The organism is Burkholderia cenocepacia (assembly GCF_900446215.1).
GTDB lineage: Bacteria > Pseudomonadota > Gammaproteobacteria > Burkholderiales > Burkholderiaceae > Burkholderia > Burkholderia cenocepacia.
Genome location: NZ_UAQZ01000014.1, coordinates 591,323 through 613,769 on the forward strand (window position 1 = coordinate 591,323; position 22,447 = coordinate 613,769).

The window sequence follows — 22,447 nt, forward strand, 5'->3', positions numbered from 1 at the left end:
TGCACCATGACCCCAACCACCGTCAATGTCGTCGACGTCATCGGCCGCAGCCGTCTTGGCGCCTTGCAGTACCTCGTACTCGGTCTGTGCGCACTGTGCCTCGTGATCGATGGTTTCGACGTGCAAGCGATCGGCTATGTCGCGCCGGCCATCATCAAGCAGTGGGGCGTCGCCCGGGCCGACCTCGGACAAGTGTTCGGCGCGGGCCTGGTCGGCATGACGATCGGTGCCATGCTGCTTGGCCCCGTTGCAGACCGCATCGGCCGCCGTCCGGTGCTGATCGGCGCGATGCTCTGTCTGGCCGCGTGCATGTATGCGACGGCACAAGCCGGCTCGGTGCCGCAGTTGCTGCTGCTGCGCTTCGCGGCCGGGCTGAGCATGGGCGCGATCATTCCCAACGCAGTCGCGCTCGCGGGCGAGTTCAGCCCGACACGCATTCGCGTCACGACGATGATGATCATCTCGTCCGGATTCATCGTCGGCGGGGCAATCGGCGGCGCGATTGCCGCAGCGATGATTCCGGCGCTCGGCTGGCGTTCGGTGTTCATCGTCGGCGCGGCAGCCCCGCTGCTGGTGGCCCTCGCGATGATCGCGGGCATGCCGGAATCGCCGCAATTCATGGCGATGCAGCAGCGCGGCCGGGACCGCGTCCGGGCGCTGTTGCGGCGCATCGACCCCGCGCTCGCAATCGATGCGCACGTCGAATTCGTCGTGCCCGACAAGAAGACGAGCGGCGTGCCGTTCGTGCATCTGTTCCGTCATGCGCTCGGCACCGGCACCGCGCTGCTGTGGATCCTGAATTTCATGAACCTGCTCGCCGCCTACTTTCTCGCGAACTGGCTCCCGATGATCATGAACGGCGCAGGCCACGCCACGTCGCAGGCCGTACTCGCCGGCATGATCTTCTGGGTTGGCGGCATCGCCGGCAACCTGCTGCTCGGCTGGCTCGTCGACCGGTATGGTTTCGGACCGACGCTGGCGCTGACCTTCGTCGGCTCGGCGCTGGCGGTTGCCGCGATCGGTCAGGTGGCTGGTTCGCTGGCAACCGCGTTCGTCGCGATCGCGATCGCCGGCTTCTGCGTGCTCGGCGGGCAAACCGCGCTGAATGCGCTGGCCGCCGTGTATTACCCGACCGCGCTGCGCTCCACCGGCATGAGCTGGGCGCTCGGCGTCGGCCGGCTCGGCTCGATCCTGGGCCCCGTGATCGGCGGCGAACTGGTGCGACTGAACTGGCCGTCCTCCAGCCTGCTCGTCGCCGCAGCCGTGCCGTGCGTCGCGGCACTGCTCGCGACTCTCGCCTTCTGGCGCGCCGGCGACCTGCCGGCGCCGGCGCGCGCGGTCGAACCGGCGCCGCGTGACGCCACCTCCCGCATCTGATCTCCCCACCCCGCAAGAAAAGGAACATACCGTGACCAGACACTTCCGTATCGGGCAGATCGTGCCCAGTTCCAACACGACGATGGAAACCGAGATTCCCGCGATGCTCCGCGCTCGCGAGGCGGTTCGCCCCGACGAACATTTCACCTTCCATTCCAGTCGCATGCGCATGCACAAGGTCACGCAGGAGGAACTGGCCGCGATGAACAGGGAGGGCCTGCGCTGTGCAGCCGAACTGGCCGACGCGCGCGTGGACGTGATGAGTACCGCGTGCCTCGTCGCGATCATGGCCATGGGCCTCGGCTATCACCGCGAGACCGAGCGGGAACTGACCGAGGTCGCGCGAGCCAACCATTGCCTCGCACCGGTCATGACGTCGGCCGGCGCGCTAGTGGATGGGCTGAAAACGCTGGGCGCCCGCCGCATCGCGCTGATGGCGCCGTACATGAAGCCGTTGACCGACCTGGTCGTCCAGTACATTGAACACGAGGGCATCGAAGTCGTCGACGCGATCTGTTTCGAGATTCCCGACAACCTCGAAGTCGGCAGGCGCGACCCGTTGCAATTGCTGGACGACGTCAAACGCCTGGATACCGCCGGTGCCGACGTGATCGTCGCCTCCGCTTGCGTGCAGATGCCGTCGCTGCCCGCCGTGCAACGCATCGAGGATGCGACCGGGATTCCGACGGTCTCGACCGCAGTGTGCACCGTCCGCCGGATGCTCGACCATTTGGGCCTGGAACCCGCGATCCCCGGCGCTGGCGCCCTGCTGCAGGCACGCTGACCCGTCGCAAGCCGACATTCCGACCGGCACGAAGCCGGGCTCGTCTCCCCGGTGAGTCACGATCGATCCGGACAGCTCGCCCGGATCAAATTCAATTGTACTAATTGATAGGCAGGTGCATGCGTGAGCCGTACACGCACCGAACGCGCAAGCCAACCCGCATATATTTCAAACAGGGCGTTGCGGCGCCAGAATGGAGACAGGACCGTCATGAAGATCAAATGGAGCGCCGCCGGGTTGGTGGCGGCGTCAGGGCTCGCATACGGGCAAAGCAGTGTCACCCTTTACGGCATCGTCGATACCGGCGTGTCGTATTACAACCACGCGACCGCACACGGTGGATCATGGGTCGGCATGCCCGTTCTGACCGGCGAATTACCGTCCCGCTTCGGCTTCAGGGGCCGCGAAGACCTCGGCGGCGGCTACCATGCGTTCTTCGTGCTCGAGTCGGGTTTCCAGCCCGGCACCGGCGCCCTGAATTACGGTGGCCGCCTGTTCGGCCGGCAGGCCAACGTCGGGGTCGGCAGCGATGACGGTGCACTGACGCTCGGCCGCCAGATGAACATGACGACGTACGCGCTGGCGAAAGCCGACGTGATCGGGCCGTCGATTCACTCGCTGTACGTATTCGACGGGTATCTGCCGAACGCGCGCAGCGACAATGCTATCGGCTATCTCGGCCGTTTCCGCGGCATCACCGTCGGCGCGACGTACAGCTTCGGGCGCGACGCGGCCGGCCCCGCCGGCCCGGGCGCGACGAATTGCGCCGGGCAGGTACCGGGAGACATCCTCGCATGCCGGCAATACACGGCGCTCGTCGCCTACGACACCGCGAGCTTCGGCGTGGCGGCGTCCTACGACGTGATGCGCGGCGGCACCGGCGCTTCCGCGCCATTGAACCGAAACGCGTATACCGCGACGCGCAATATCGTCGACGGCTATCTGGTCACGGGCCCCGTCAAGGTCGGTATCGGCTGGATACGCAACAACATGGCAGCCGCCACCCACCTGCAGTCGGACATCTTCTTCGCCGGCGCAACGTATTCGAGCACGCCAGCCCTCTCCATCGACGCCCAGGGCGTCCGCTACCTTCAGCGCGGCCGGGACGAAGGGGCCCACAGCGCGCAGTCGACGCTGCTCGTCGCGCGGGCGAACTACGCATTGTCGAAGCGCACGATCGCGTATACGTCGCTCGGATACATGTTCAACAGCAAGCTGGCCGAGAATTCGGTCGCCGCAGGCGGGACCGTCGGAACCGGGATGAATCAACTCGGCGCCATGGTCGGCCTCCAGCAGAAGTTCTGACGAAGCGGCGTCCGTTTGCCGTGGTCGCGGTCTTGCGCAGTTGGGCAGTTGGACGCTGAACGCCGACAAATTCCCCCTTCCTTCCGATATCGCCCCGCACACCCGGCCTGCGCGCATGCGCGATAGACGTTTTGGCAAGAATGCACCGACGCTGGCCAGCCGATGGTAGCGACCGGGGCCGCACGAGCCTAACTTGACGTCTGGTTCGAGCAACGACGGCGCCACGCCGAGAACCTCGAGCACCACACCCTCGAACAGACGATATCAAGGAGACGACTTCAATGACCGCGACCACCCCCTTCCACGCCCCTGCCGGCGCAGGCTTTCTTCACGAATATGGCCAGTTCATCGACGGCAAGTGGACGCCGGGCGATACCGGCAAAACGATCGATCTGCACAATCCGGCGACGGGCGACGTCCTCGCTTGCATCGCGGCCGGAAACGGCAAGGATGCCGAACGGGCCATCGATGCGGCTGCGCGCGCGTTCCCGGGCTGGGCGCGCACGCAGCCCGCCGCGCGTCAGGAGATCCTGTACGAGATCATGCGCCGCCTCAAGGCCCGGCAGCAGTACTACGCGCTCATGGATACGCTGAACAATGGCAAGCCGATCAGTGAATCGATGCACTTCGACATGCCGATGGCGATCGAGCAGTTCGCGATCTTCTCCGGCGCGCCGTGGCAACTGCACGGCGAATCGATGCGCCACACGTCGTCGCTCGGCACGGACTCGATCGGCATCGTGCATCGCGAGCCGCTCGGCGTGGTCGTGCAGATCATTCCGTGGAACGTGCCGATGATCATGCTCGCGTGCAAGATCGCGCCAGCCCTCGCCGCCGGTAACACGATCGTGCTGAAGCCGTCCGAGATCGTATGCCTGTCGGTGCTCGAATTCGCTCGCGAGATGGCGGACCTGCTGCCGCCCGGCGTCCTGAACATCGTGACGGGCTACGGTCCGGATCTCGGCGAGGCGCTGGTGACCGACACGCGCGTGCGCAAGGTCGGCTTCACCGGTTCGCGGCCGACCGCGCGCAAGCTCGTCCAGTACGCTGCGGCCAACATCATCCCGCAAACGATGGAACTCGGCGGAAAATCGGCCAACATCGTCTGCGAGGATGCCGACCTCGACGCCGCCGCCGAAGGCGCGGCCATGTCGACGGTACTGAACAAGGGCGAAGTCTGCCTCGCGGGCTCGCGCCTGTTCGTCCACGAAAAGGTGCGCGATGATTTCCTCGACAAGCTCCAGCGCATTCTCGCCGGCATTCGGATCGGTGACCCGACGTCGCCGGACACGCAGCTCGGCCCCCAGGCATCGCGGATGCAGATGGACAAAATCCTCGGCTATCTGGAAGAAGGCCCGCGCGAAGGCGCCCGGGTGCTGACGGGCGGTGGCCGCGCCCGCGTGCCCGGCTACGACAACGGACTCTTCATTCAACCGACCGTGTTCGTCGACGTGAAGAACTCGATGAAGATCGCGCAGGAGGAAATCTTCGGCCCCGTCACGAGCGTGCTCACCTGGAAGGACGACGACGAGGTCGTACGGTTGGCCAATGCATCCGTCTACGGCCTGGGCGGCGGCATCTGGACCGCCAACCTCGCGCGCGCCCATCGCATGGCCTGCGCGCTGGAAACCGGCACGGTGTGGATCAACCGCTACTACAACTTTCTCGGCGGCATGCCGATCGGCGGCTACAAGCAAAGCGGCTTCGGCCGCGAATTCGCGCACGAGGTGCTGAACCACTACACGTTGACGAAGAGCGTGATCGTCGACCTGCAGCCCGGCGCACTGGGCATCTTCGGCGCACGGCAATAGCCGGCGCACACAAGGGGATTCCCATGTCCTTTCCACTCGGTCGCGCAGCGGCCGGCATCGTCGCGCTGGCCGCTGCGCTGGGTGTGCGGCCCGCCGTTGCGACGGAGGGCGGCGGCTCGGTCTATCCGTTCGGCGCGGAGAACTACCTGACCGGTGCACTGCCGCCGCCCGGCCTCTACGCGCTGTTCTACGGGGAAGCGTACTTTGCCCGCCGATTCGTCGGCAACGACGGACAGGACGCCACGCCGCCCGGCTTCAGGCTCAATGCCAATGCATTCGTCAGCCGCCTCGTCTGGGTCACGCCGCAACGGGTGCTGGGTGGTGACTTCCTGTTGAGCCTGATCGTGCCGATGGTCAACCTGCACGTGGAAGCCTCCGGCCGCGGCCAGACCCGGACCGGGCTCGGCGACATCACGCTGTCGCCAGGCATCGGCTGGCATTTCAGCCCCAACCTGCACGTCATCGGCGCATTCGATTTCTTCGCGCCGACGGGTGGCTACAACAGGAACGACCTCGCCAACATCGGGCGCAATTACTGGGCCTTCGGCCCCGTCTATGCGGCGAGCTGGGCCGATCCTCGCGGGCTGAATGCGGACGTGAAGCTCGGCTACCTGTTCAACCAAACCAATCATGCGACGGGTTATGCGTCCGGCAACGAACTTTATGCCGACTATTCGCTCGGCTGGGCCGCCACACCGCGGTGGGTACTCGGTGTCGGCGGCTACATGACGGTTCAGACCACCGACGACCGGGACGACGGGCAGACCGTCGCCGGCAATCGTCACCGGGCATTCGCGATCGGCCCGAGCCTCAAGTACGCGAGTCGCCAGGGCTGGTTCGTGACCGCCAAGTGGCAACGCGAAATGGCCGTCCGCAACGGCGCGGAGGGCCATGCTTTCTGGATCAGGGCGGTATTCCCGCTTTGAAGTGTCCGCGGTACCTCATTCACCTCTATCGAAGGAGACATCATGAACAACACCCACGAAGGACGCGTGGCCGTGGTCACCGGCGCCGGCCGCGGCATCGGTCGGGAAGTCGCCGTCCGGCTGGCCGCGCGCGGCGCGCAACTGGTATTGATCGACCTCGACGTCCCGTCGGAAACGCGCGCGCTGATCGACGGCGATCCGCTCGTGCTCACCGGCGACGTCAGCGATCCGCAGGCATGGACGGGCTTCGCGCGGGCCGTCGACGAGCGTTACGGGCGCGCCGACATCGTGGTGAACAACGCCGGCATCTATCCGTTCGCCGCGTTTGACGATCTCGATTTCGACCTGTGGTCACGCACGCTTCGGGTGAACCTCGATTCGCATTTCCATTCGGCGAAGGCATTCGTCCCGCTGATGCGCGCAAACCGGTGGGGGCGCTTCGTGAATTTCTCGTCGAATTCGATCGGCACGCCGCTCGCGGGGCTCAGCCACTACATGGCGGCGAAGATGGGCGTGATCGGTTTCGTTCGCGGACTGGCCAACGAACTGGCCGGCGACAACATCACCGTCAACGCGATTCTGCCGGCGCTCACACGCACGCCCGGCACGAGCGGCATTCCCGATGAGCTCGCGCGCAGCGTATGGCAGCAGCAGGCCATCAAGCGTTTCGCGACACCGGAAGACATCGTCGGGCCGATCCTGTTCCTCACGAGCGACGACGGCGCCTTCGTGACCGGCCAGGCACTGGCCGTCGACGGCGGGATGTACAAGATATCGTAACCCGATCGCTAGCGCTGGAACGCACCATCGCGAGCCCGCTTGCGGGTTTGCGATGGCGTTTCGCCGTAACGGCGCCGGTATTGCTGGTTGAATGCGCTCAGGTGACCGAATCCGTATCGCAGCGCGATCGTCGAGATGGTGGTCGCGGCATCGGCGTCCGACAGCAGCTCGCTGCGTACTTTTTCCAGCCGCAGATGATTCAGGTGCTGCATCGGCGTCGTCTGGCGGAATGCGCTGAACGCGCGCGACAGCGAACGGATGCTGCAATCCGCCGCCTCGGCGATTTCGGCGAGCGTCAGCGCCTGTCCGAGCCGCGCCTCCATGAATTCGACGGCCCGACGCAACTGCTTCGGCGCGATCACGCCGCTCGATCGATGCAGCTCGGCCGTGTAGTTGTGCGGTTGCGTATCGAGCAACGTGACAGTCAGCATTTCCTCGATGCTCGGCGCAAGATACTCGCGCAGCGCGGCATCGCTTTCGTTCAGCGTCGTCATGACGAAATCCAGCAGCATGAACCAGCGCGTCAACGCGTGCGAATCGCGCATCGCCGCATCGAAGCGCAGCGGCGCGCGGCCCGGATGCCGCATCATGCGCCAGCACGCCGCGGACACGCGCCGATGATCGAGTTGCACCTTGAGCACTTCAGTGGCCGGATCGTAATGGAATCGCGGCCGGTCCGACGCCACGCTCAGGACGGTCGTGCCCGGGCCGCCGCCGTAGTGCGCGTGGCCGGCGGTGATCCCCGCCCGGCCATTCGTGGTGGTCGTGACGAGCAGGCAAGCGCCCAGGTCGTCGGGCTCGATTTCGATGTCGCGCCCAAAGGTCAACGTCGATATCGCTATCGCGCCGCATGCCGCGCCATGCAGAACGACCGGCGCGATCGCGCCGCCGCCGGGGCCGCGCTCGCGATACGCGCAATACCGGTTGGCAATCGCCGCATGGGCCGCCGCGGGCTCCGCGACGGAAATTTCGAGGAATCGTGCGTCGAGTCGGGTCGAAGGAATGGTCTGCATGCCGAAATCGGTAGGGCGCGGCTGAGGTGCGCTGACCGGTACAGGCCTGGATGCGAGCCGCCGCACATCGGGCCGGCCTTGCGACATACGGGTCTCGCGGAGGCCGGACGGGGTCTGGCGCGTCCGGGTCGTCCGGAGCGTGATGGGTCGCGACAGCGCATGCGACCGGACGCGGCGGGTTTTGATTCGACTCGAGTATAGATTTTTTGACACCCATGTCAAATCATCGAAAACCCGGTCCCACATGAGCCGATGCTTGCCATGAGCGCGTGTCGGCGCGTGTTTTCGCACTAACCGACGATCCAAGCAACGATCCCGATCAACTCCGCCACGAGCAGCATGGTCGCCCCGATCACAAGCGCGGCGAGCCAGCCGCCCCGGCGTCTGCTGCGCGTCGTCATCGGCCCTCCTCCGGATTCGACGCAGCGTGTACACGGCCCGCATGCACGGCATCTCCGCTGGCCGCGCGATACATGACGAGCGACTCGTGCTTATCGCCCAGCCGGGCCCCCTGCCAGAATGGCGTCCACGATTCGCCCGGATCCGGCACCGCGCCGCGCACACCCTGGACGATCAACCAGCGGCACGACCGCGCATGCGGGTCGTTCGCCGGCACGTAGCGAATGCCGGCGAAGTAGTCGAGCATCGGCGCCTCCGATTCGCCAAGTCCCGGGCTGGCGACGCAATCGGTCTCGCGCCACTCGCTCGCGAGCCGAGTCTTCAAATCGACGAACGGCGAACGGTAGCTCTTCGCGACATCGATCCACGGCAGCAGCAGTGTGTACACGAGGCCCCACGCGAGCACCGCACCGCTCGCCCACGACAGCACGCCGCGCCATGGACCCGCTCTGCCCAACAACGGCAGTGCCGCGAGCCAGCCCGCGCTGAGCATCAGTGCCGCGCAGAGCGCCGCCGGTTGCAGCGGGATCGTCCAGTCGAGCGGCAGCCACACGTCGAGCCATGCGACGACTTCGCGCGGCAACGTATCGCCCGTCATCGTGAACCACACGTACCAGACGAGCAACGCGAACGCGCCGAACAGGCACCGGCTCGCGTAATCCCATCCCGTATGCCATCGTGCGTCGATACGCTCGATGCTGCGCGCGGCGATCAGTGACAGCGGCCCGACGAACGGCAGGATGTACAGCTGCCGCGACGTCGCGGCGACATGCAGTACGACGAGCCCAAGCGCGGCGAATGCGACCGGCAGCGCGATCGCCGGATTGCGCCAGCCGCGCAATACGCCACCGGCGATCGCGACGACCGAGAGCGGACCGACCGGGAATCCGACCGTCAGCAGCGCGCGCCAGACAAACAGCGGCTTGTCGTTCTCGGCACCGAGCATTGGTACCGAAAAGCCGAGGAAGCGACCGACATTGTTGTCCCAGAACCAGATCGCAAAGAGTGTCTCCGATCGCAGATAGAGCGCGACGGGCCACACGAGCGCGAACGGCGCAACGATCGCGGCGGCCACCGCCAGCGCCCGCGCGCATGCACGCGTGCGGCATGCCGGGTACAACGCGAGCGCCACGCACAGCGTCGCGCCGAACACGAGCGGCACGAACAGGCCCTTCGACATCAGCGCAATGCCGACGCCGGCACCCAGCCGCACTGCGGCACGACGGTCGGGACGACCACCGCGCGTGCACGCAGCGACGAGCTCGAGCAGGCCGCTGAAGCCGATCGCCGTACCGGCCATCAGCGCGACGTCGGTCATCATGTCGTGCGTATGCTTGATCACGACGAGCGTGCCCGCGCACAGCGCGACCGGGCCCGTCACGCCCGGATCGAGCCAGCGTGTCGCGCCGGTCGCCACGCGCGCGGCGTACGCGGTAAAGCCGAACGCAAGCGCCGCGAAGAATCCGCTTGCGAGGCGGGCCGCATCGTGCAGCGGCAGCAGCCCGCCGAACAGTCGCGCGAATGCGACGGCGACCCAGTCATACAACGGCGGTTTCTCGAGAAACGGCACGCCGGCGTTGGTCGGCACGATCCAGCCTCCGCTATCGAGCATGTGCCGAATAATCCCGAACGTGTACGTTTCGTCCTGCTTCCACGGGTCGTGCCCGACAAGTCCCGGCACCAGATACGCGATCCCGAGCGCGACGAGCATCAGTACGCGGGCTGCCGGCCGCTCGAACCAGCGCGTGTCGAACGCAGTGGCAACGCGCGCGGCGTCCGCGACGGACGTATCGCGCCTCACCGGAAGAATCGCCCGATGAATCGCACGATGCCGCGCCCGCCCGGCACTGCCAGCCGGGGCAGCAAAAATGGGTCGGTGCACGCTGTCGCGCGGCCGCGCGCGGTCGTCGTCGCATTATGGAAACCCGCTTCGACGATGAGCCGCCTCACTATCGTATCGAACGATCCGTACGGATAGCAAAACGACACGACGGCGCGTCCGGTCGCCTCCTCGAGCTGCGCTTTCGAGTGCGCGATCTGCCGCCGTGCAGTCTGTGCTGAGACTTCCGATAGTGCGACGTGATCGACGGTATGCGCACCCACTTCGTGTCCGTGTGCGAGCCATTCGCGCATCGCACCGCGATCCATCAACGCCGCCTCGGCCGTCGCGAGCCCACGATCCCAGTCGTTGCTTCGTCCGAGCTTTCCCGACACGAAATAACAGGTCGCGGTGAAGCCGAGTTCGTCGAGCACGGGCAACGCGTGGTCGAATACGTTGCGAAAACCGTCGTCGAATGTAATCGCGAACAGCTTCCCGCCCCGCGCCTGCGCCTGTTGCCGTTGCAGTTCAGCGACCGACACGCCGCGATAGCCGAATGCCTTCAGCACGCGCATCTGGCGGCGAAACGCACGAGGGTCGACGCTCAGCCCGCGCAGGACGTCCGAACGTGGCGGCAGCGGCCGAATCTGGTGATACATCAGGATCGGACAAGACGCAGCAGGTCGGATCGGCGCCGGCGCGCTCGACGGCACCGGTGGTTGCGTCGAGCGATCGTTCATGTGCGCGTCGCCGCTTTTCGAACCAACGCGCGATAAACGGACGCGGTTTCGTCGATGAATCGCTGGAAACCGAATTCGTACTCGCTCCTTGCCCGAGCGGCGCGGCCCATCCGCACCGCTCGCTCCGGATGTGCGGCGATCTCGAGCAGCACGGCTGCCACCGCATCCGGCGAGCGCGGCGGGACGATCCATCCGTCGACGCGATCGCTCACGTTCTCCGGCAGGCCGCCGACCGCCGTCACGATTACCGCCCGGCCCATCGACATCGCTTCGCGGCACGCATACGACAGGCTCTCGTGATACGACAGCACGAACGATACGTCGCATGCCTCCAGCACGTCGTGTGTGCGATCCGTTGGTCCGACGAACGCGACCAACTCACCCACGCCGCTGCGCTTGACGAATGCGCGCTGTTCAGGCGAAGGCCAGTCGCCGGCCAGCATGACACGAAACCGCGCGCGCAGCGCGGGCGACAGTCGCGCCAGCGCGATGACCAAATCGCTCCAGCCCTTGTGCTCGGCCGTGCCGGCCACGCTGCCGAGCACGATCGCATCAGCGCCCTCGTTCCCAAAGTATTCGGCCCTGCGGCGGTGAATCTCGGCATGCCCGAGCGCCTGCGACGGCGGTTGAACGCCATGCTTGATCACCGTGATGTCGTTATAAGGCGATTGCCGTTCCAGCATTCCCCGCACATAGTCGCTGACGGCGATCGTGCGGTCCGTCGCAAACCGCGCACGCAGGAAATTGCCAACGCTGCCGGCCGCATACGTATTGTGTTTCGTGAAGACGACCGGCGGCCGTTTGCGGTAGCCCGCCAGGGCGAGCATGATTTGCCGATGGTCGGCCGACCCGTTCACGTGTATCACGTCGAACACCGATTGCGCGATCAGATGCCGCAACCGCAACAGTTTCGGAACGAACGCGCGCCAGCCCGGCTTGAACTGCATATCGACGACGCACACGCCCGGCAACGTGTCGACCATCCGCGACAGCCGACTGCCGGCCGGCGACGCTACCGCCACGCGATACCGGCAGCCCAAGCCGGCTGCGAGTTGATAGATATAGGTGTCGTGTCCGCCACCATTGCCGCCATGAAAGTTGGTATAGAGAATGTTCATCGCTCGTCTTCTGCGGCTGGTGCAGCGCAAGCGCGCCCGTACTGGACGACGGACACGCCCCCTTTCACGGACTCAGTGAACCGGTTTCATTCGGTCGCACCAAATAACGCCGCATTTTTTAATTGAGTCATTCATACAATTCCGGCTGCATTCGCCCAGCATGAACTGTAACGATTGGCATCATTGTATTGACTATGTAATAATATTTATTTCAAAATATTGACGGAATTTCTCTAAAATCATCGATTCTAGGAAAGTCGATTGGAGCGTTTTTTGCACTGTCGGGCCGAGTTGTTTCGCCCCGCGTCAGTTTCGTTGTCGATACGCGTGCCGCCGGTTGTATACCTCGTATACGGTCTGGCGGCTTATCGAACGGCTCACATTTCCCTACGATATCGGACGCGAATGCGCTGCTTCCGGCCCTGATTGATTCCTTGAGGAATTCAATCGAGACACTAAAATCCCGACCAAACATCATGATGAGCGAATCATCGATTCTGACGCATAGTTTCCACAGCGACGATCCGGATGAAGTGTCCGATTTCATCGAAAAAATTTATGCGGATAACCGCTTTCGCGCACAGCATGCGGACCGAAAGGCCGTAAATATGGGCGGTCAGGAATGGAACGGAATCGGCATATACGACGTCGATTACGAGATGCCGTTTCATTTTCATTCACCGGAACCGCGGCCGAATTACTTGTTCCTGTCATGCCGCCGCGGCGGTTCGACCTATACGAGCGGCGCAACGGTCGCTCAATGTACGGTCGGCGACGTAATGCCGATTTCGTCGACCGGCATATCGACCTGCGTCACGCAACCCGAAGGCATCGGCCATCTGTCGGTCATACTCGATGCCGGCGATCTCAACGACTTCGTATCGCAATGGATCGGCCGCCCCCTCGCGACGCCGGTCCGGTTCGACATGAAACCGGTCGCGACGGAAGCGGCCATTGCATGGAACGCCGCAGCCGACTGCCTGCGCCGTATGATGATGCTGACGCCTGCGCCGGAGCCGGCTATCCGCGCACTGTACGAGCACATGCTGAAACATATGATGTTGCGGCACGGAAACAACTACAGTGCGCTGTTCGCCACGGATGCCTGTGCGACCGAACACACCGCGCGTTCCGCGGTGGCGCTGATCGAAACCGATCCGATGCGATGGAAAACACTCGGCTCGATCGCGCATGCGCTCGGCTGCCCGACCGGTGCGCTGGACAATGCGATCCGCCGACTCACCGGCCGCCCCTCGGCCGCGCTGTTTTTAGACGGACGGCTCCATGGTGTGCGGCGCGCGCTCGCGAACGGCGACGACAGTTTCAGCGATATCCTGCGCGCGTTCGGCTTCACACCGTCCAACCGCTTCGCGAGCGCTTATCTTGAGCGTTTCGGCGAACCACCGACCGCGACTTACCGGCGCAATTCGAACGCCGACCTCCATCACGATCTCCGCGGGTTCGCTGATACGTTGTGCGAAATGCAGATAAATCGGTTCATCGACGAATCGCTCGGCAAACCGATCGGCCTCGCCGATCTGGCGCGCCTGGCCGGCCTGAGCGAACACGCGACGATCGCCGCGTTCAAGGCGCAGTTCTCCCGCACGCCGATGCAGTACGTCATCGAACGGCGTCTCGAACGGGCGCGCTGGCGCCTGTGTAACACGTCGGCGAGTATCCTGTCGATCGCGCTCGATTGCGGATTCGGCAGCCAGAGCTATCTGACGACGCTGATCAAGCGACATTACGGCGTCACGCCGCGCCAGCTTCGCCTGTCGGCCAACACACCGGCCCGCAGCGACAACCGCAGCCGATGAACCGCACGCGCAAGCGCTTCGAGCGGATCGTCATGCGTTCATTCCGCCGGCTTGATCGCGATAGGATTCCTGCGCCGCGTCACTGGATGGCACCCGCGTCCTGCGCACGCCATGCGCGTCGCTGTCGCGACAGCCGTGCCGCGGCCACCCGTGCGGCCTTCCACCATGCGAACGGCCGCGGATCGGCGAGCATGCTAAGTGCGCGGGCGTAGTCGAGCGCGAGACCCGGCGTCCATGCCATCGTCACCGCACGCTTGCGAATCTGTGCGGCTACCCAGAGCTCGGGCGTGACGAGCACGCGCAGAAAGCTGCTCCATCCCGTTCCGCTGCCGCGCAACCGGCCGACCGCGCCGTCGATCGCGGCCTCGAGCGCATAGGCGACAGTGCTCGAACAGTTCCGGTGCGTGAGGTTGTAGGTCGGATTCGCGCGATAGCGCTCCCAGAACGCATGCAGCTTCACCGGATCGTAATTGCGGATCCGCACGCGCACCGTTGACGGGCACCATGCCTCCGACTCCGTCGCGTAGTCCGGTTGAAACATGCCCGGTACGTCGTTCTCGTGTGTCGCACGCAGGATGCGCCCGAACTCCGACGGGGAGCGGTCGATCTCGGCGGCAGGATACAAGCTGATGTAAATTCCTTCCGGAGATTCGAGCGCCGCGTGCCCGGTCGAGATCGTTCCGTTGATATCGACGGCCGCGATGTAGCGGTCGACCACCGGATGATGCTGCGCCTGCGCCTTCGACGAGCCGGTAGGCGTCCACACGTGCACGGTCAGCGCGCTCTCGTGGTCGTCCGGCGGGCCGTCCCATTCGGTGCGATCGAACTGGCTCGCGCGCGTGGTCGAATCTGCGTCGGGCAGCAACGCGGATCGCCGCGACATGTCGAATGCTGGATTACGGTCGAGACGCCGCACGCGTGCGGCGAGCGCTAGCATGTTCGTGCCGCCGAAGACCAGGAACAACCCGAGACAGTACGGCAGCGTGCCCATGTAATGCGTCGGATACGGCTGATAGAAGAACACCGCGATCAGCAGCTCGAAGGCGCCCCAGGCGAAGGCAGCCTTCCAACGACGATACCGGACGATCCATGCGGATATGCACTGCAGTAACCCGTCGACAAGAAACAACGTCCCGAAGATCATCGATAGGATCAGGTTACCGTGATGGTGTCCGGCGAAGATCAGTACAGACGCGGCCACAACGGCGAAGCCTTTCACGTAGCGCAGCGCGCGTTGTCCACCGACGCCGGTCCACGCAACCGCGAGCGTCGCCAGCCCCTCGAGCAAGAACAGCCACGCGAACAACGTGATCGGGAAATGCATCGCGCCGTCGAGCGCGTCGACGAATACGACAACCCCCGCGACCGCCCACGCTACGCCGATCCAGCCAATCCCTGTGGCGCGCGTGCGCAAATAGTCGACGCCCAGCAACAGCATGACCAGCCTTACCATGGTTCCTTACCTCGTCGTCAACGGCCGCAACCGCACGATAGACATGTCGCGAGCGAGCGGGCGGCCGGGCGTGGGCTTCATTTCGCGTGCGTCGGGGCGAACGGCAGCGACGCGCGGATCGCTATTGAGAAATCGTCGTCGATCACCGCGCCCGGCGCACGTCGAATCAGGCTCGCCGACTTCAGTGCATCGAATGGCATCGATGCATCGAGCAGGCCGAGATCATGCCCGTATCGGTCCGCATAGCCGCTCAGCAAGACCTTCCAGCTGTACCCGACATCAGGCGCAACCGCCCGGATGTGACGCAGAATGTTCGTCGTGCAGTTGTTGAGCAGCGTGTTGTAGAACTCCGGACGACCTTCAAGCGAATGCACGCGACGCAGGTAATCCACAAACAATGCGCGCGCGGTTTCAGGCGTGACGTGCGCACGGAACAGATAGACCCGCTCCCTGCGGACGTCGCTGCGTACGCCGATCAAGTCCCGCTCGTCGGCAACGACGTACACAAGGTCGTACAGCGGCAAGAAACCCGCATATGGCGAATAGCGTTGCCCGTGCCGTCGGCGCGTCTCGATCGAGATCGCAACGTATCTGCCGTCGTCCAGTCCGAAACTCACGAACACGTGCGCGATCGCTTCAGCGGTCCAGCGCGACACGACCAGATCGACGGTCGTCACCGCATCCAGCGCGAACATGGCGTCGTAGTAGGCCGGCATGCAGTCGTTGCGCGTCCGGTATCTGAAGTTGCGTACGTCGCGCACGGTAACCTGTGATCCGCGCCATTCGATCCGCGCGGCGCGCGCGTATTCCGGCACCCACACAGCCGGCGCGCGCGCAAATCGAATCAGCGACGACAACGGGTTCATGCCGGCCCGGTCGTGGCGTCCGGTTGCAGCACAGCAACGGGGCGAGTTGTCGTCGATGTCGTCGATGTCGTCGATGTCGTCGATGTCGTCGATGTCGTCATGTTGATCCATCCGGAACCCGATCGGCGAACGCCCAGAAATACCGATGCCCCACGATGCAGTTTCGTATGCACGACGATCACGTCGCATCTGCCGCCAATTCTACTTCGACCGGGGCCTCGTTTTTTCCAGGAATTTTAGAAAAGAAAATGACAAGCTCGGCGCGGGGTTTCGTGGTGTCCCCACCGTTGATTAGAATGGCCTGGCCGCGATCCACAAGCCGTCACTCACTAAATGGCGGACGAACGGCACGACGTCCTTGCTATCGAAGAGGCTCGTCGTGCTGAGCAGCACAGCGCGGTAGTCGTCTTATGATCTTTGCCCGCGTCAGCACAACTTCGGCACGATAAAAGCATGGTGTATCTGTCGCCACGGTCCGATGGCGGTCACAGACGCGCTATATGCTTCACATTATGTCGTCCGGCGCAAACGATTGATGCGGCTTGTACTATCGGTCCCAAATGAAGCATTGGTGACGTCTGCATTCGCTGAAAATGACGCACTACCAAAGTGCCGCCAAAGTATTTCGTACGGTAGCATACCCATCACAGAGATAACGTGCACCTCCCGGCGTCAAGTGCGGTGAATCCCCCCACTTCGGGGCCGTGAGAGTCGTTGTTAACAGGATAGGATAGCCCGAATTTCCCCGCCCGAATCGAAGTTATAAAGTAGGCCGCTATCGATTCTGCCCCTTAAATTCGGATGCCTGACGTCCAGATGGCTCAAGATTCGCTACGAACGGCATACGTGCAGGGCACTCCTCTCGCTCACGTGCCGCTTGATTGGCTGGAATCAACTCAAGACAGCATCCAACTAATTTTGCAACAGCTTCTTAGTCTTACTGTGTCAATAAATCACTCTTTGGCGCTGAACAAAACGGACATCGCTGGAGCCGGCGCGCGATGTATGCAGCGATACGCCAGCGCAGCGTGGTAATGGAATTAGCCACGTGGCGCTGCGCGCGCTGGGGACCCGCGTGGCACGTAATCTGAGGGTAAGGCAAATGGGTCGCGTATCGCGGAGTTTTTTTTACTATCACCTTGAATGAGGCGTTGAGCGACAAGAAACCCATAGGCAGCAATACACAACGATGCATGGTGATGGAATCCACGCCAGCCACGTCCTTCGAAGTGTCCCAAGCCGAATTCCTGCTTGAGATCCTGATAGTCCCGCTCGATACGCCAGCGCATCTTGGCGACATGAACCATGCGTTCGAGCGTCGTGTCCGGGGGCATAGTCGAAAGCCAATATTTGAGTGGCTCCGCATCACCTTCGGGCCATTCGACTAGCAGCCATTCCTCATCGCGCAGTGTGGACCGCTAGTAATCGTGAGGCTGGCCCAATTTCCGTCCCGGTCTTAGTTGGAAAATTCCGGCTCTTCGGGGCGGGCCGGATCGGCCCGATCGGTGCACTGGCGGGCGAATTCCGCCGGTGTCATCCACTGCAGCGCAGAATGAGGGCGCGCCTCGTTATAGTACTCGCGCCAGACCTCGATTTTGCGTCTGGCGTCCTCGAGCGACAAGAACCAATGTGCGTTGAGGCATTCCTCCCGAAAGCGTCCGTTGAATGATTCATTCTTCGCGTTGTCGGTCGGCTTGCCAGGACGCGAGAAGTCAATCTCCACGCCGTTCTCGTACGCCCATTTGTCGAGCGTCTTCGAAATGAACTCGCTGCCATTGTCTGCCTTGATATAGCGGGGAAGCGGACGATGCTGCGCAAGCCGGGTCAGCGCGGCGACAACGTGCTCGCCACGCAATGAACCGTCGACTTCAATCGCTAGGCATTCTCTCGTGTAGTTGTCCACGATCGTGAGCGTGCGCAAGCGTCGACCATCAAACAGCGCGTCAGCGACAAAATCCATACTCCAGATTTCGTTGATTGCGCTCACTGACTGCTTTGGCTGCCGGCGCCGGGCCGACTTGTTCCGTCGAGGTCGTTTGTGGCGCAACGAAAGCCCCAGTTCCCGATACACGCGTTCGACGCGTTTATGGTTGTCTCGCCAGCCTTCCCGGCGAAGCATCACGTACACGCGGGGCGCACCATAATGCACCCGCACTTCCGTGATCTCCTTGATGCGCATCTCCAGCGCGCTTTGATCCCGCGCGACCGATTCGTAACGGTAGACCGTGCGGGACAACTGCAACAATGCGCAGGTTTGCCGCTGGCTCGCGCCGAAACGCTGCATCAAGTCCGTGACCAGATCACGGCGCCGGGAAGGCTTCAGAGCTTTTTTGACAGCACATCCTGCAGCATGGCCTTGTCCAGCGACAGATCGGCCACGAGCCGCTTGAGCTTCGCGTTCTCTTCCTCAAGCTGCTTCAGCCGGCGCAGTTCCGAGGGTGACAGCCCGCCGTACTTCGTCCGCCAGTTGTAAAACGTCGCGTCGCTGATCCCCATCTTGCGGCAGACCTCCGCGACAGGCGTACCCAGCTCGGCCTGCTTCAGCGCGTATGCGATCTGCTCTTCGGTGAACTTGCTCTTCTTCACGGCATGACCTCCTGGTCTCGATGACAACGTCATGCCGGAATTTTCCACTTTCAAATGGGACAGTTTTGTGGGCTAGGGTCACCGGCTCGGCCGTTCGTATCGAATCGCAGTGGCGTCAGCCTGACCTCTCGACTTCACGCGTATGCGCGGCGAGATCAACGGGGGTCGTAGTCGCTCGTTGGCAGATCCAGAGCCACGCCCCGCGTCAGTTCGTAGCGCCCGCTCTTAGGTACTACACAGTCGGAGTCGCACTACGATGCAGTGACATCTTCTTCTCGGTCGACGGGAAAATGATTCACGACGGCATGATCAGCGTCGGATCTGCTCACGTCACTGCACCGGGCCAAACCGCCGAAGCGGTGTTCCGCCGTCCCTGTGACGTCCTCCATCTCTTTTTTGAAGACTCGTTTCTTGATCATTGCGGCAGTGAGACGATAAGGTTGCTATCGCGCGCGGAGGCGCGTCCACAACCATGCATTCAGCACGATCCTGCGATCGCGAAACTCGCGTTCGCGTTGACCGATGCAACCCATATCGAATCATCCTACAGCGAGTTGTATACCGAGAGCCTGAGCTTGGCTATCGTTACCCGATTGCTCGCGCGGGCGACTGGAGGAACTGTCGATACAACCGTATCGCGTGGCCTCAGTCGACATAGACTCAATCTCATATTCGAATACATTGACGCTCACCTCGACCACCAACTCTCATTGGCGGAGATGTCGCGCGTGGTCGGGTTGACCAGCATGCACTTCGCGGCTCAGTTCCGTCTCGCCACGGGCTCCCGTCCTCACGAATACCTCCTGCGGCGGCGCATCGAATACGCTCAGGACATGTTGCGTCGATCCGACGCACCTTTACCCGATATTGCACTCTCGGCGGGATTTCGCAATCAATCGCATTTCACTGCGGTGTTCAAACGCTTTACGGGCGATACGCCAGGACGATGGCGAAACATGCATGCAGCCAGCGTAGCGATGACGCCGAATGCGACATGCGTCTGAGATACGCTCGAAAAAATTTTCCGGCGACAACGCCGACGCTCACCACTCCAGGAGATTGATATGACGACTGCAGCACGTACCTCCATTCCGTCCGTGTCCATCAAGACCATCGAAGCCGATGGCGTCAACGTGTTCTACCGCGAGGCCGGCCCCGCCGACGCCCCGGTCATCCTGCTGCTACACGGCTTCCCCTCGTCGTCGCACATGTTTCGTGAACTGATCCCGCGCCTGGCGTCGCAATACCGCGTCATCTCCCCCGACCTGCCCAGTTTCGGCTTTACGACCGTCCCCGAAGCACGCAACTACACCTACTCGTTCGATGCACTCGCCGGCACCGCCGAAGCCTTCGTCGATGCGCTCAAGCTCAACCGCTATGCGATCTACGTGTTCGACTATGGCGCGCCTGTCGGTTTCCGACTCGCCGTCAAGCATCCCGAGCGCGTAACCGCCCTCATCTCCCAGAACGGCAACGCCTACGAGGAAGGCCTCGGCGATGCATGGGATCCGATCCGCCGCTACTGGGCCGACCCTACTCCCGAGAACCGCCAGACCATCGCCGACGCGATCCTCAATCTCGAAGGCACCCGCTGGCAGTACGTACACGGTGTCGCCAATCCCGATGCCGTCGCGCCCGAAGCCTATATTCTCGACGCGGCCCTGCTCGAGCGCCCCGGCATCAAGGAAATCCAGCTCGACCTGTTCCTCGACTACGCGTCGAACCTGAAGCTCTATCCGCAGTTCCAGGCCTTCTTCCGCGACTTCAAGCCGCCGACGCTCGCCATCTGGGGCAAGCACGACCCGTTCTTCATTCCGCCCGGTGCCGAGGCCTACAAGCGCGACAACCCCAACGTGACCGTCACGATGCTCGACACTGGCCACTTCGCTCTCGAAACACACGTCGATCAGATCGCTAACGAAATCCACCAACTGATGGTGAAAGTAGCCAACTAAAAGACGCCTCACGTGACCGCAGACCTCTGCCGCTACCAGTGCAGATGGTCTGCGACACGCGCCCAACGGGCGGCACGCGAGCGTAACCCTTTAAATCGAAATTTTTGGGTTACGATTCGGCGGAAGGAGCAGCTCACCATGGATTTGACAGACACCTCGACCGAAAGCACTTCAAGCACCGACTTTCTCGGAGGTCACAGTGCGCTCGATGCGCTGAATACGTTGCAGCTTATCGATGGTTCATTGACGGACATGTGGGCGACAGACACGGACGTCGAGACATGGATGGCGCGTCATAGACTCGCTGCAGACGCGCAACAGCGCCGGTTTCCCGAACGTGCACTAGTCGATACCGCACGCGAATTGCGTGAGGCCACTCGCAAGTTGGTCCTGGCCCGCAAGTCCGGCAATAAGCTCGAGTTGCGGACGATAAATCGCATGCTAGCCAGTGCGCGGCGAACATCGCAGATTCTGATCACAGAGGACGGCGCTCCGAAGATCGTCGAACGATACGAGGACCGCACCCCCGACGAGTTTCTGGCACCGCTTACGGAAGCCGTCTCTCAGCTGATTTGCGATACCGACTTTTCTCTGGTCAAGAAATGCGAGAACCCCGACTGCATGCTGTGGTTCCTCGATCGTACAAAGTCACATCGACGTCGGTGGTGCAGCATGGCTTTGTGCGGGAACCGTCTGAAGGTCGCGGCTTTTAGACGGCGGCACAGCAGCTGATGTATAGGCTAAGCTGAGAGAAATTACACATACGAGCATCGCGTCGACAAAAAAACTGGTCGAGCGCACGGTCACGTGTGTACGACACTGATACCCGTTCGAGCCTTACCCGATGGAGAAATGGGTTTGCGGTCTGAATTTTTGGGTGCAATCCAACCACAAGGATTATTTCTTCGCCATTGTCGATGACCTGAGCACCAGCTGATCGCAGCCGCAAAGTGTGAATGACGAGATTGGCCCTGCGAAGAAGATCATCGCCAACCTCAGACAGGTTAAGAGAAGTGGCATGCAAGTGAAGGCAGAAACCGAGATCAGGCGGCTATTCCGACTCTGATCTATCGCACAATCAGGGGATAGACGTATATGTTCGAAGCGCGACAGTACTCCACCATCATCGCTACCACGTCGACCATCACGATACGAACGCTAACCAGGCGCGACTCGCTGTCACGAGAATGCGCTCAAAGCTTGAGAAGCGCCTTGATCGAGATCCATTCCTGCGAAATAGAAGGGTTTAATTTATCGAACGTCCTCGACGAAAGGGTGACACCCGCCGTGGACTTCGCCGCTTCATACGAGGTCAACGAATCGAGGGCCATCGCAGCGAACGTCGTGGCAGCCGGACGAGATTGAAACAATCGGTACACGTCGTCGTATGTCTTCTCGAATCGCATCCTCAACCACTCGAGTCGCAACCAGCGGGATACTAGTTGCTCGCTGAAGACCACCTGCGACGCGGCCAGAATCACGCCGAGATCAGACTGGCGGTTAATTACACAGACGAGCCAGAGCACTGCATATACGAGAAGCTTGATGCGCTCGAAGCGCACCATCGATAGAGCGATGGTCTTGCTGAAGAGACTATTTTCGAGCAACTGTGCCGCGAGCCTCCTATTCGGATCGCGTGCATCATTGTTGTAGTACCCGTCTGTCGCTTGGTGATTAAGAGACGGTTTCAAAAAGGCC

The 22,447-nt window shown here is 62.7% G+C and carries 18 protein-coding genes and 2 pseudogenes; 10 read left to right on the forward strand and 10 right to left on the reverse strand.

The features are described 5' to 3' along the window. Window positions 1–6: 6 nt before the first annotated feature. From DTA15_RS29420 to DTA15_RS29445, 6 genes are all read left to right on the forward strand, one after another. Complete coding sequence (locus DTA15_RS29420; protein WP_006481780.1) at window positions 7–1,377, forward strand: MFS transporter; 1,371 nt, start codon at window positions 7–9, stop codon at window positions 1,375–1,377. Between the two features lie 82 nt (window positions 1,378–1,459). Further along, window positions 1,460–2,161, forward strand: coding sequence for a maleate cis-trans isomerase family protein (locus DTA15_RS29425; RefSeq protein ID WP_043033214.1), 702 nt, complete (start codon window positions 1,460–1,462; stop codon window positions 2,159–2,161). 210 nt (window positions 2,162–2,371) lie between these two features. Next, on the forward strand, window positions 2,372–3,466 hold the full coding sequence (locus DTA15_RS29430; RefSeq protein ID WP_006481808.1) for a porin: 1,095 nt from the start codon (window positions 2,372–2,374) through the stop codon (window positions 3,464–3,466). 281 nt (window positions 3,467–3,747) lie between these two features. Beyond that, window positions 3,748–5,277 carry an aldehyde dehydrogenase family protein gene (locus DTA15_RS29435; RefSeq protein WP_006481775.1) on the forward strand — a complete coding sequence of 510 codons (1,530 nt, stop codon included), beginning with the start codon at window positions 3,748–3,750 and terminating at the stop codon, window positions 5,275–5,277. 23 nt (window positions 5,278–5,300) lie between these two features. After that, on the forward strand, window positions 5,301–6,203 hold the full coding sequence (locus tag DTA15_RS29440; RefSeq protein WP_006481747.1) for a SphA family protein: 903 nt from the start codon (window positions 5,301–5,303) through the stop codon (window positions 6,201–6,203). Between the two features lie 42 nt (window positions 6,204–6,245). Further along, window positions 6,246–6,983 (forward strand): SDR family NAD(P)-dependent oxidoreductase, encoded by a 738-nt coding sequence (locus DTA15_RS29445; RefSeq protein WP_006481806.1) that lies wholly within the window; start codon window positions 6,246–6,248, stop codon window positions 6,981–6,983. A gap of 8 nt (window positions 6,984–6,991) precedes the next feature. Here DTA15_RS29445 and DTA15_RS29450 read toward each other — a convergent pair whose 3' ends face one another. Genes DTA15_RS29450 through DTA15_RS29465 form a run of 4 tightly spaced genes read right to left on the reverse strand, consistent with a single transcriptional unit; the run spans window position 6,992 to window position 12,072 of the window. Further along, window positions 6,992–8,440 (reverse strand): helix-turn-helix transcriptional regulator, encoded by a 1,449-nt coding sequence (locus DTA15_RS29450; protein ID WP_227743231.1) that lies wholly within the window; start codon window positions 8,438–8,440, stop codon window positions 6,992–6,994. Then, the gene (locus tag DTA15_RS29455; RefSeq protein ID WP_006481742.1) at window positions 8,394–10,196 is read right to left on the reverse strand and encodes an ArnT family glycosyltransferase; all 1,803 of its coding nucleotides are present in this window, start codon (window positions 10,194–10,196) and stop codon (window positions 8,394–8,396) included. Before DTA15_RS29455 ends, DTA15_RS29450 begins: the two co-directional genes overlap by 47 nt. Then, the gene (locus tag DTA15_RS29460; protein ID WP_006481834.1) at window positions 10,193–10,954 is read right to left on the reverse strand and encodes a polysaccharide deacetylase family protein; all 762 of its coding nucleotides are present in this window, start codon (window positions 10,952–10,954) and stop codon (window positions 10,193–10,195) included. The genes DTA15_RS29455 and DTA15_RS29460 overlap by 4 nt, the downstream gene beginning before the upstream one ends. After that, window positions 10,951–12,072: a glycosyltransferase family 4 protein gene (locus DTA15_RS29465; protein WP_006481741.1), complete on the reverse strand. Its 1,122-nt coding sequence runs from the start codon at window positions 12,070–12,072 to the stop codon at window positions 10,951–10,953. Before DTA15_RS29465 ends, DTA15_RS29460 begins: the two co-directional genes overlap by 4 nt. Before the next feature lie 476 nt (window positions 12,073–12,548). On the opposite strand from DTA15_RS29465, the gene DTA15_RS29470 reads away from it, so the two are divergent. Then, window positions 12,549–13,889, forward strand: coding sequence for an AraC family transcriptional regulator (locus tag DTA15_RS29470; protein WP_006481739.1), 1,341 nt, complete (start codon window positions 12,549–12,551; stop codon window positions 13,887–13,889). A 79-nt stretch (window positions 13,890–13,968) separates the two neighbouring features. Here the strand turns inward: DTA15_RS29470 and DTA15_RS29475 are convergent, their stop codons facing one another. The 5 genes and pseudogenes from DTA15_RS29475 to DTA15_RS29495 form a co-directional block, all read right to left on the reverse strand. Next, a complete protein-coding gene (locus DTA15_RS29475; protein WP_006481833.1) occupies window positions 13,969–15,342 on the reverse strand; it encodes an HdeD family acid-resistance protein in 1,374 nt (457 codons plus the stop codon). A gap of 77 nt (window positions 15,343–15,419) precedes the next feature. Beyond that, complete coding sequence (locus DTA15_RS29480; RefSeq protein ID WP_227743232.1) at window positions 15,420–16,157, reverse strand: Lnb N-terminal periplasmic domain-containing protein; 738 nt, start codon at window positions 16,155–16,157, stop codon at window positions 15,420–15,422. 319 nt (window positions 16,158–16,476) lie between these two features. After that, a pseudogene (locus DTA15_RS39250) lies at window positions 16,477–16,712 on the reverse strand (SDR family oxidoreductase); the annotation flags it as partial. 536 nt (window positions 16,713–17,248) lie between these two features. After that, window positions 17,249–17,626, reverse strand: a pseudogene (locus DTA15_RS29490) (transposase); the annotation flags it as partial. Between the two features lie 38 nt (window positions 17,627–17,664). Further along, window positions 17,665–18,794, reverse strand: a protein-coding gene (locus DTA15_RS29495; RefSeq protein WP_085964349.1) for an IS3-like element ISBcen15 family transposase whose coding sequence is annotated in 2 segments (ribosomal slippage) — window positions 17,665–18,542 and window positions 18,542–18,794 — 1,131 coding nt in all. Because the reading frame shifts where the segments join, the coding sequence is not laid out codon by codon here. A 290-nt stretch (window positions 18,795–19,084) separates the two neighbouring features. On the opposite strand from DTA15_RS29495, the gene DTA15_RS29500 reads away from it, so the two are divergent. From DTA15_RS29500 to DTA15_RS29510, 3 genes are all read left to right on the forward strand, one after another. Further along, window positions 19,085–19,798 (forward strand): helix-turn-helix domain-containing protein, encoded by a 714-nt coding sequence (locus DTA15_RS29500; RefSeq protein ID WP_158305052.1) that lies wholly within the window; start codon window positions 19,085–19,087, stop codon window positions 19,796–19,798. A 60-nt stretch (window positions 19,799–19,858) separates the two neighbouring features. Continuing rightward, on the forward strand, window positions 19,859–20,749 hold the full coding sequence (locus DTA15_RS29505; protein WP_006481826.1) for an alpha/beta fold hydrolase: 891 nt from the start codon (window positions 19,859–19,861) through the stop codon (window positions 20,747–20,749). A gap of 138 nt (window positions 20,750–20,887) precedes the next feature. After that, the gene (locus tag DTA15_RS29510; RefSeq protein ID WP_006492364.1) at window positions 20,888–21,481 is read left to right on the forward strand and encodes a CGNR zinc finger domain-containing protein; all 594 of its coding nucleotides are present in this window, start codon (window positions 20,888–20,890) and stop codon (window positions 21,479–21,481) included. 461 nt (window positions 21,482–21,942) lie between these two features. Here DTA15_RS29510 and DTA15_RS29515 read toward each other — a convergent pair whose 3' ends face one another. Further along, window positions 21,943–22,314: a hypothetical protein gene (locus DTA15_RS29515; protein WP_256604948.1), complete on the reverse strand. Its 372-nt coding sequence runs from the start codon at window positions 22,312–22,314 to the stop codon at window positions 21,943–21,945. Window positions 22,315–22,447 lie beyond the last annotated feature (133 nt).

What these genes read in the sequence shown, in the direction of transcription:
- DTA15_RS29420 (WP_006481780.1), top strand. Translation starts at nt 7, where the DNA reads ATGACCCCAACCACCGTCAATGTCGTCGACGTCATCGGCCGCAGCCGT.
- DTA15_RS29425 (WP_043033214.1), top strand. Translation starts at nt 1,460, where the DNA reads ATGGAAACCGAGATTCCCGCGATGCTCCGCGCTCGCGAGGCGGTTCGC.
- DTA15_RS29430 (WP_006481808.1), top strand. Translation starts at nt 2,372, where the DNA reads ATGAAGATCAAATGGAGCGCCGCCGGGTTGGTGGCGGCGTCAGGGCTC.
- DTA15_RS29435 (WP_006481775.1), top strand. Translation starts at nt 3,748, where the DNA reads ATGACCGCGACCACCCCCTTCCACGCCCCTGCCGGCGCAGGCTTTCTT.
- DTA15_RS29440 (WP_006481747.1), top strand. Translation starts at nt 5,301, where the DNA reads ATGTCCTTTCCACTCGGTCGCGCAGCGGCCGGCATCGTCGCGCTGGCC.
- DTA15_RS29445 (WP_006481806.1), top strand. Translation starts at nt 6,246, where the DNA reads ATGAACAACACCCACGAAGGACGCGTGGCCGTGGTCACCGGCGCCGGC.
- DTA15_RS29450 (WP_227743231.1), bottom strand. Translation starts at nt 8,440, where the DNA reads ATGCGGGCCGTGTACACGCTGCGTCGAATCCGGAGGAGGGCCGATGAC.
- DTA15_RS29460 (WP_006481834.1), bottom strand. Translation starts at nt 10,954, where the DNA reads ATGAACGATCGCTCGACGCAACCACCGGTGCCGTCGAGCGCGCCGGCG.
- DTA15_RS29465 (WP_006481741.1), bottom strand. Translation starts at nt 12,072, where the DNA reads ATGAACATTCTCTATACCAACTTTCATGGCGGCAATGGTGGCGGACAC.
- DTA15_RS29470 (WP_006481739.1), top strand. Translation starts at nt 12,549, where the DNA reads ATGATGAGCGAATCATCGATTCTGACGCATAGTTTCCACAGCGACGAT.
- DTA15_RS29475 (WP_006481833.1), bottom strand. Translation starts at nt 15,342, where the DNA reads ATGGTAAGGCTGGTCATGCTGTTGCTGGGCGTCGACTATTTGCGCACG.
- DTA15_RS29500 (WP_158305052.1), top strand. Translation starts at nt 19,085, where the DNA reads ATGATTCACGACGGCATGATCAGCGTCGGATCTGCTCACGTCACTGCA.
- DTA15_RS29505 (WP_006481826.1), top strand. Translation starts at nt 19,859, where the DNA reads ATGACGACTGCAGCACGTACCTCCATTCCGTCCGTGTCCATCAAGACC.
- DTA15_RS29510 (WP_006492364.1), top strand. Translation starts at nt 20,888, where the DNA reads ATGGATTTGACAGACACCTCGACCGAAAGCACTTCAAGCACCGACTTT.
- DTA15_RS29515 (WP_256604948.1), bottom strand. Translation starts at nt 22,314, where the DNA reads ATGGTGCGCTTCGAGCGCATCAAGCTTCTCGTATATGCAGTGCTCTGG.